Raw genomic sequence first — 7,499 nt, 5'->3', positions numbered from 1 at the left:
TGAAGACTACGACGTTGATAGGTTGGATGTGGAAGTGCGGTGACGCATGAAGCTGACCAATACTAATTGCTCGTGAGGCTTGACTATACAACACCCAAACAGTTGTATGTAAAGCATCAATTGATTCACATATAATCAATCAAACTTGATTTAGTTAACGCTTAAGAACAAATGAGAGTATAATTAAGCACTGCTTAGTTCTACTCGCAAGAACTCAGATATGATCTGTTAATAACTCATTTGGTAGAAAACTTAGCACGAAGAGCACTGCTCTGAGATTAGACTAAGCAAGTATCCATAACAGTTGTGCTGGCGACAATAGCAAGAGTGAACCACCTGATCCCTTCCCGAACTCAGAAGTGAAACCTCTTAGCGCTGATGGTAGTGTGGGGTTACCCATGTGAGAGTAAGTCATCGCCAGCTCATTATTCGAAACACCCCCTGACTAGTCCAGGGGGTGTTTTTTTATGTCGGAGAAAAGGGAAAAATAAGAAGAAAAGCAGAAGAAAAAACAGGGAAATGATAGATATTCAAAAAGAATAAGGCCGATCAACAATAAACTCGTCTAGAACTCTTTTATATCATTTAAAATGTTTTGCTAATGAAAATGTGTAATAAATCAATATAATAAAATCGTTTGTCTCTTTAATAATATATAGGGTATTTAAGATGTTTTTAAAAAAATTATTAGCTACAGTTTTATTTGCATTTGTTTCTTTCAATACTACAGCCGGTGTGTATCAGGGTAAACTAAGTGAATGTTTGGTAAATAAAATTTCAGCAAAAGAGAGTCAGAACTTAACAGCTTGGATTTATTTGGCATTTTCAGCACATCCAGAAATTTCTAAATATAGTAAAGTAACGCCAGTTGAGATACAAAAAATTGATAAAAATATGGCTATTCTATTTCAAGATTTATTTACTAAACGTTGTAATGCTGAAATCAAAGCTGTTACAGAAAATGAAGGAACAAATGCTCTAGGTAAAGCATTTGAACTATTGGGAAATCGTGCAGCTGAAGATCTGATGAAAAATCCAATTGTTGAAAAACGTATTGCATCATTTGCGCAATATTTTGATGAAGATAAAATGCGTCAATCTATGAAATAATTGAAGAGATTAGACCTAACAAAATTTATCCTCTTAAGCTTAGTTAGGTCTATATGGTTAAATAAAAGATTAAATTTTTAGAAATTATAAGGAACTTTTTAAATTATTTTGATGTTGCTTCACTTGTTTTGCATAACGTTTGCCTTGTTTTTTCATTTTTCGATTGGTGTTATAAGCAGTAGGTCCGACATTATAGTAGGCTAAAGCTTTTGGCATGCTGCCAGCGGCATTTTTATATTTAGTTAAAATAAATGACCCACAATTAATATTGGTTAATTCGTCATATAAATCCCCAGGGCATGTTGCTTGCCAATAACGTGGCATCACCTGAGTTAAACCGACTGCACCTGCAGGAGAACTGACATAAGGGCGGAAAGTTGATTCTTGGCGAATAACGGCAGCCAGTAGTAAAGGATCTAAGTTGTATTGATCGGCAGTTTGCACAATGTAGGGTGACACTCGATTTGCAGTTTCAGGATTGACTGAATAGGCCTTTTGGATCCCTGATGAAAGTTTAACTGCACGTTTTTCTACAGAGCCACCACCTAGTGATGAACATCCAGAAATCAGGGTTACAGATATAATAACAGTTGAAAACTTTAAGCTGTGAGCGCTTAGGAGCGACGAAAGACGAGTTGAAAGGCGAGTTTTATTCAGTACATTCTGCATTTATATTCACTTTAAAATAATCATGGCTAAGTGTAATTTCTAAAGCGATATTATGAACTGGAGACTTAGAGGTCAATATTTTCTTAAGATGCTCTGTACAGTGAAATTGTAAGAATTGATGGAAATGTACTCAAATTACATGATTTTTTAAGTGAAGAGAGAAAAAGATCGTGTTAATTGAATCAGTATTTCTCTCTTAACATGGTACTTATTAAGATTATGGGAACATTCAAATCCCGAGAACTTTAGTTATAAAAAACTAGAATATCCATTCATCAAATAACTGTATTTGATAAAGCTGTAAATCTTTCCAGTGAAATTTGTAGAATCTAATTTTATTTAAAGCGTTTTAAGCATCCAAATTTCGCATGCTTGGCTATGACCTGTATTGCCCTTGGGAGCTTGTAAGTGTTCAAATCCTACTTTTTCATAGAGTTTCACCGCTTGCCCAAGTGTATGTGTAGTTTCTAAATAACACGCTTTAAAATTATGATCTTTGGCGAATTGAAAACAAAGTTCTAAAATATCTTTGGCTAAGCCATGACCACGTAATTCAGGCATAAAATACATTTTTTGGATTTCTAAAATGCTTGAGTCTCCAACTAAAGGAGAAAGGCCCCCACCACCTAAAATTGTACCGTGTTGATTTTCAATAACCCAATATTGTGCATTTGCTTGCGTATAGACGTGATATAAATCATCTAAAATTGGATCTGCAACAGCAAATCCTGACTCTGGCGCTAATCCAAATTCTTTGGAAACTGTGCGAATGACATTGGCAATGCTTACATTGTCTTCAAGTTGAAGTGGTCGGATCTGAAACATAATCATCGAAAAACAAAAAGATGGATTGTTTATAGACTGATCCTATAAAAAAATCCATCTCTAAGTTTAAAATTACTCAAGCAAAAAATTACTTTAATTCGCTTGAACTTTTACCCAGTTCACGACGTGCAACGATTAATTGTTGAATTTGCTGTGTGCCTTCAAATATATCGAGGATTTTTGAATCACGTGCCCATTTTTCTAATAATTCATCTTCGCTATAGCCGACAGCCGCTGCGAGTTCTACACACTTTAACGTGATTTCATTACCTACACGGCCTGCTTTTGCTTTAGCGATGGATGCTTCACGTGAGTTTGGTTTTTTGTTGTCGGCCATCCATGCGGCTTTGAGCATGAGGAGACGTGCTGCTTCCCAGTCTGCTTCCATTCGATATATTTGTGCAGCAATATTCGAGCTTTGTAAGATGGGTGTTGAATACTGCTCATCTAATTCATCTTTAAAGATTTCTTTAATTCGCTCTAAAGATGCCTTGGCACAGCCAATAGCCATCGCGGCAACGAGTGGGCGAGTATTATCAAAAGTTTCCATAACCCCAGCAAAACCCTTTGCTACATCAATTTCAGCATTGCCTAATAAGTTTGCAGCAGGGACACGACAATCTACAAAGCTAATGGCAGCCGTATCAGAAGCTTTAATACCCAATTTATGTTCTAGGCGTTCTACAGTCATGCCCAGCGTACCTTTTTCAACAACAAAGGATTTAATCGCTGCACGGCCTAATTTTTTATCTAGCGTTGCCCAAACCACCACGGAATCAGCACGCTCACCCGAGGTGACAAAGATTTTTTCCCCATTGAGAATGTATTCATCGCCATCTTTCGTCGCTGTTGTCCGAATAGCAGCAGAATCAGAGCCGCAATTGGGTTCTGTAATGGCCATAGCGGCCCAAGTTCCTTTTAAGCGTTCTAGTTGTTCATCATTGGCTACTGCTGCAATAGCCGAATTTCCAAGCCCTTGTCGAGGCATACTGAGCAACAGGCCTGTATCTCCATAGCACATCTCGATGATACTGAGGGCTGTCGACATATTGACACCGTTTTTATTACCAGTGTCTGTGTCACCACGTTTATTGACGGCAGCACCTGCATTCATGCCATCTCCGCCATCATTCATACCGTCGACGAGGGAAGATAACATGTCTAACTCTTTAGGATAGGCATGTTCGGCTTTGTCATATTTACGTGAAATAGGACGTAGAACATTTAAAGCGACTTCATGTGCTTGGTCGATCAGCAATTTAAATTTTTTCGGATTTTGTAAGTTCATGGACATTTCCTTGTTTTTATTTTGCTGAATTACGCATGTAAGCCAGATTGAAGAATCGCTGTGGCACGTAAGTCTCGATACCAACGTTCTACGGGATGTTCTTTGGTAAAGCCGTGACCACCTAATATTTGCACGCCATCGGTCCCAATTTTCATCGATTTTTCAGCACATAGCACGCGGGCTAAATAGGCTTCACGATGAAATGGCTTGCCGGCTTCGGCTAGGCTTGCTGCATTGAGGATGAGCATATGCATGGCATCAATTTCGATTGCCATATCTGCAATCATAAATGCCACACTTTGACGGTGCGAAATTGGCTCCCCAAAAGCTGTACGTTCGTTGGCATATTGAATGCAATATTTTTTGACTGCAGTTGCGGTACCAGCAGCCATGGCACACCACATTAAATTGCCAAGATCGATAAATGAAGTGTAGTTGAAATCTTGATCGCCTAAGCGTTGGGCAGGGGTCTGAGCAAATTTTAAAGTTACCGTTTCAGTGGCTTTCAAACCCATAGCAGGTGTTTTTTTAGCGCTAATGCTTTTGTCGCGTTGCACAATAAAAACTTCAGGCTGCCCATTCAGCATGGCACTCACCAACAGCACATCTACCTGTTCACCTAAAAGGACTAAGGTTTTCTCCCCACTGATTTTATACTGCTGGCCGTCAGCAATTGCCTGAGTTTTAAGTTGATAGGGATTAAATGCCGCCGTGGCCTCTTGTACCGCAAAGCTCGCACGTAGGGCTGAATCTTCAGCAAATGCTGCTAAGTAGGTTGCCTGAACAGATTCGGAACCCCATTGGGTGATGGCGTTGATGCAGCTAAATGTTGACATTAAACCTGCTGTTAAACTAAAGTCACCTTCAGCCAATTGTTCCGCAATTAAGACATTGCTAATGATATTTTTTTCTGCTGCGACGCCACCCAAATCTTCAGGTAAGGCATAATAATTTAGACCTAGATCTTGGATATGTTGCCATAACGCTTCAGGAAATGTTTCCTCTTGATCGGCTTGATGAGCAAGTGGATACAAGACTTCTGTGGCAAACTGCTGCATCGCATCAGCAGTCATTTGCTGTTCTTCAGTCAGGTTTAAATCAAATAATGATTTTTGTTGATTTGGCAAACGTTGCTTATGCACATCTTTGTTGGTCTGAAATGCTTTTTGCGTCTGGCTCAGGGTTTTAAAACCAGCTTTTGAGCTTTGATACAAAGATTTTTCAACAAATTTGCGTAGTTTAAACTGATCGAGTACATCACTTCCGGCAATTTTAGTTAAAAGTGAGAGTCCAAATCCTTGTGCCTTGTTTACCATATTGGTCATTGTTGTTTTCCATTTGCGTTGTTCCTATTTAATGCTGACATGCCAAAGATAGAAAAACCATGTCATAAATGACATGCATGATTGTCAAAGATAAACGGCGCGCTTAGGCGATTTTTGATAGCTAAATGATTAATTAAGAATGAAAAAGTAAAAAATCTAAAACGGTTTGTTATTTTGAAATTGACTTGGCTGACATTTGAGTCAGCCAAGTCTTAATGTGTGCATTGAATGTTTATTGATATTTTTGAATCATACGACGAACATTGGTTTTCGCTTCAATGACGGTCATAAAGGTATATGCACCGATAAATTTACGGCTAATAAACATAAACTCTTTAGGTGGAACTGAGAAATAGCGAGATGCCATCGATTTTGACGCTTGTTGCATCACACGGCTATGTAATTGGCTTTTTTTCCAGTCATAGCGTTGTTGTTCGTCCATAACACCAGCAGGGATGTTTGGGTTATTTTCAGTGCTACTAAATGCCTCTGTCGCTAACAAAAAGACTTTAGCCATATCTGGTTTAATACTTTGTGGAATACCATCAAAGAACTCATAACCTGTCATCGCTTTGACCATTTGCTCAGAGCTGTGATGGTAACCCGCGGTAATCAAATTACGCGCAACGCCTAATAGATGCTCATCGAACTGACGGATCGCACCAAAGTCGAGGAGAACAATTTTATCTGGCACATCCGCACCATTGCCTAAACGGACCAAATAGTTTCCGAAGTTAGGGTCGGTTTGCATTTCACCCCATTCAAAAATTTCGCGTACGGCAATTTCAAGTGATGCTTCACCTAAGGCATTACGGCGCTCTTGAGGAAGTGACAGCATTACTGGGCTGTTAATCGGCACACCACGTTCAAAGGTCATACACAGCACTTGAGGTGTTGAATAACCTTCAATGATTTGCGGCACGATATAGCGTGGGTCTTCTTTTAAGCGTGCTGCAAAACGGCGAGTGGTATCTGCTTCGATTTTATAATTTACTTCACGATGCATCATTTCACGAACTTCATCAAACCACTGATCAAATTCACGCGTTTGAGGCACCATTCGTGTCAGTTTGAGCATGTTTTTGAATAGATTCATATCCGAATCGATGGCATCTGCCACACCTGGATACTGGATTTTTAATACCAGTTCTAAACCATCAGATTTACGTTTTGCACGATGAACTTGTGCCAAAGATGCTGTACCAAGCGGCTCATGATCAATCACGAGATCATCAAGTTTTGAGCCAAGTTGATTTTGTAATTGTACTTTGATGGCTGGCCATGCCAATGCGACTGTTTGATTGTTAAGGGTATTGAGGGCTTGGGTGATTTCTTCAGGTAGAAAATGTTCACCATACAACGCCATCATTTGCCCAATTTTTACAATTGAACCTTTTAATTTACCAATTTCTGCGACGAGATATTCAGCCTGATCTTTCATGGCTTTTTTACGCTTTTTCTCTTTTTCTTCTTCACTCGAAAAAATAGAAGTAGCGTTTGATGCTGCCCAACGAGTTCCCGCAAGTAGCGATGCCTTTGCGATAGATAAGCGTCGATCCATAGAAGACGTTTTCAAGTGTTTGAGCTTATCGTTCTGATCTGACATGTAAATTAAATCCTTTAATCAGCAATTCGCAGAAAAATACATTGTAGCTAATTTTAACGTTTCTTAACGTATTAAAATAGTTCAACTTACTGAATATGCAGTAAGCATTTGCAAACTTAAGCAAGATGCCACGTAGACAGGCACATTGGAAATAAAACTATAAACGATATTTGATTTTTACCGTATCATTTTGCATCAATGCAGCTTTATGTTCTTCAATATGTTGATGAATAAGATGTTGGACAGATTCGTCTTTAAATCCGGCAGCATAACCTTTGACAATAATAATGCTCGGTAAGCTAAAAAATAGGGTACGTGCGTTTTCTAGACTCGCATCAGGGAAAACTTGATGTTCGATCAGTAGTTGCTGAAAAAATGCCTTTTCAGTTTGCACGTTTAAAGACTGAGTGTCTTCCCAATAGCTTTGACGCATAGCCATGAGGTTATTGTGCTTATAGCTCATTGGAGCTCCGCATTTAAAATTTAACTGTTTGTATGGGGATGATTTTAAGAAAATAAAGCTTAGGATCAAGTACAAATTGCTAAACAATTGAGCTTGAATTGGTTTTTATTCGTAATTTTCATCTATTTGGTTTTATAAAATGCTGAAGAAAGGCCTAAAGTACACATTTCATTTCAGTGAATGTATCAGACCTCATATATACGGTTATGAAAT

7 protein-coding genes and 2 rRNA genes are annotated in these 7,499 nt (G+C 38.6%); 3 read left to right on the top strand and 6 right to left on the bottom strand.

What is annotated here, in order from left to right:
• The 3 genes from FTU37_RS06755 to FTU37_RS06745 form a co-directional block, all read left to right on the top strand.
• Positions 1–87: ribosomal RNA gene (locus tag FTU37_RS06755) — 23S ribosomal RNA — on the top strand; the annotation flags it as partial.
• 221 nt (positions 88–308) lie between these two features.
• Positions 309–423 (top strand): 5S ribosomal RNA (rrf, locus tag FTU37_RS06750).
• A 246-nt stretch (positions 424–669) separates the two neighbouring features.
• On the top strand, positions 670–1,110 hold the full coding sequence (locus tag FTU37_RS06745) for a hypothetical protein (protein ID WP_180124042.1): 441 nt from the start codon (positions 670–672) through the stop codon (positions 1,108–1,110).
• An 84-nt stretch (positions 1,111–1,194) separates the two neighbouring features.
• On the opposite strand, the gene FTU37_RS06740 is transcribed toward FTU37_RS06745, so the two are convergent.
• The 6 genes from FTU37_RS06740 to FTU37_RS06715 form a co-directional block, all read right to left on the bottom strand.
• Complete coding sequence (locus FTU37_RS06740) at positions 1,195–1,779, bottom strand: lytic transglycosylase domain-containing protein (protein WP_168378689.1); 585 nt, start codon at positions 1,777–1,779, stop codon at positions 1,195–1,197.
• Positions 1,780–2,118: 339 nt separating this feature from the next.
• On the bottom strand, positions 2,119–2,604 hold the full coding sequence (locus FTU37_RS06735) for a GNAT family N-acetyltransferase (protein ID WP_180054928.1): 486 nt from the start codon (positions 2,602–2,604) through the stop codon (positions 2,119–2,121).
• A gap of 88 nt (positions 2,605–2,692) precedes the next feature.
• Positions 2,693–3,892 carry an acyl-CoA dehydrogenase family protein gene (locus FTU37_RS06730; protein WP_180009497.1) on the bottom strand — a complete coding sequence of 400 codons (1,200 nt, stop codon included), beginning with the start codon at positions 3,890–3,892 and terminating at the stop codon, positions 2,693–2,695.
• 29 nt (positions 3,893–3,921) lie between these two features.
• A complete protein-coding gene (locus FTU37_RS06725; RefSeq protein ID WP_180124046.1) occupies positions 3,922–5,208 on the bottom strand; it encodes an acyl-CoA dehydrogenase family protein in 1,287 nt (428 codons plus the stop codon).
• Between the two features lie 241 nt (positions 5,209–5,449).
• Positions 5,450–6,823 carry an AarF/ABC1/UbiB kinase family protein gene (locus tag FTU37_RS06720; protein ID WP_180005577.1) on the bottom strand — a complete coding sequence of 458 codons (1,374 nt, stop codon included), beginning with the start codon at positions 6,821–6,823 and terminating at the stop codon, positions 5,450–5,452.
• A 157-nt stretch (positions 6,824–6,980) separates the two neighbouring features.
• The gene (locus FTU37_RS06715) at positions 6,981–7,286 is read right to left on the bottom strand and encodes a hypothetical protein (RefSeq protein ID WP_078191029.1); all 306 of its coding nucleotides are present in this window, start codon (positions 7,284–7,286) and stop codon (positions 6,981–6,983) included.
• Positions 7,287–7,499: the final 213 nt, after the last annotated feature.

The sequence above is a fragment of the Acinetobacter sp. YH12097 genome (assembly GCF_013419225.1).
Classification (GTDB): Bacteria; Pseudomonadota; Gammaproteobacteria; order Pseudomonadales; family Moraxellaceae; genus Acinetobacter; species Acinetobacter amyesii.
The sequence above is the reverse complement of the archived record's forward strand: the minus strand, read 5'-3'. Positions and strand labels throughout refer to the sequence as shown.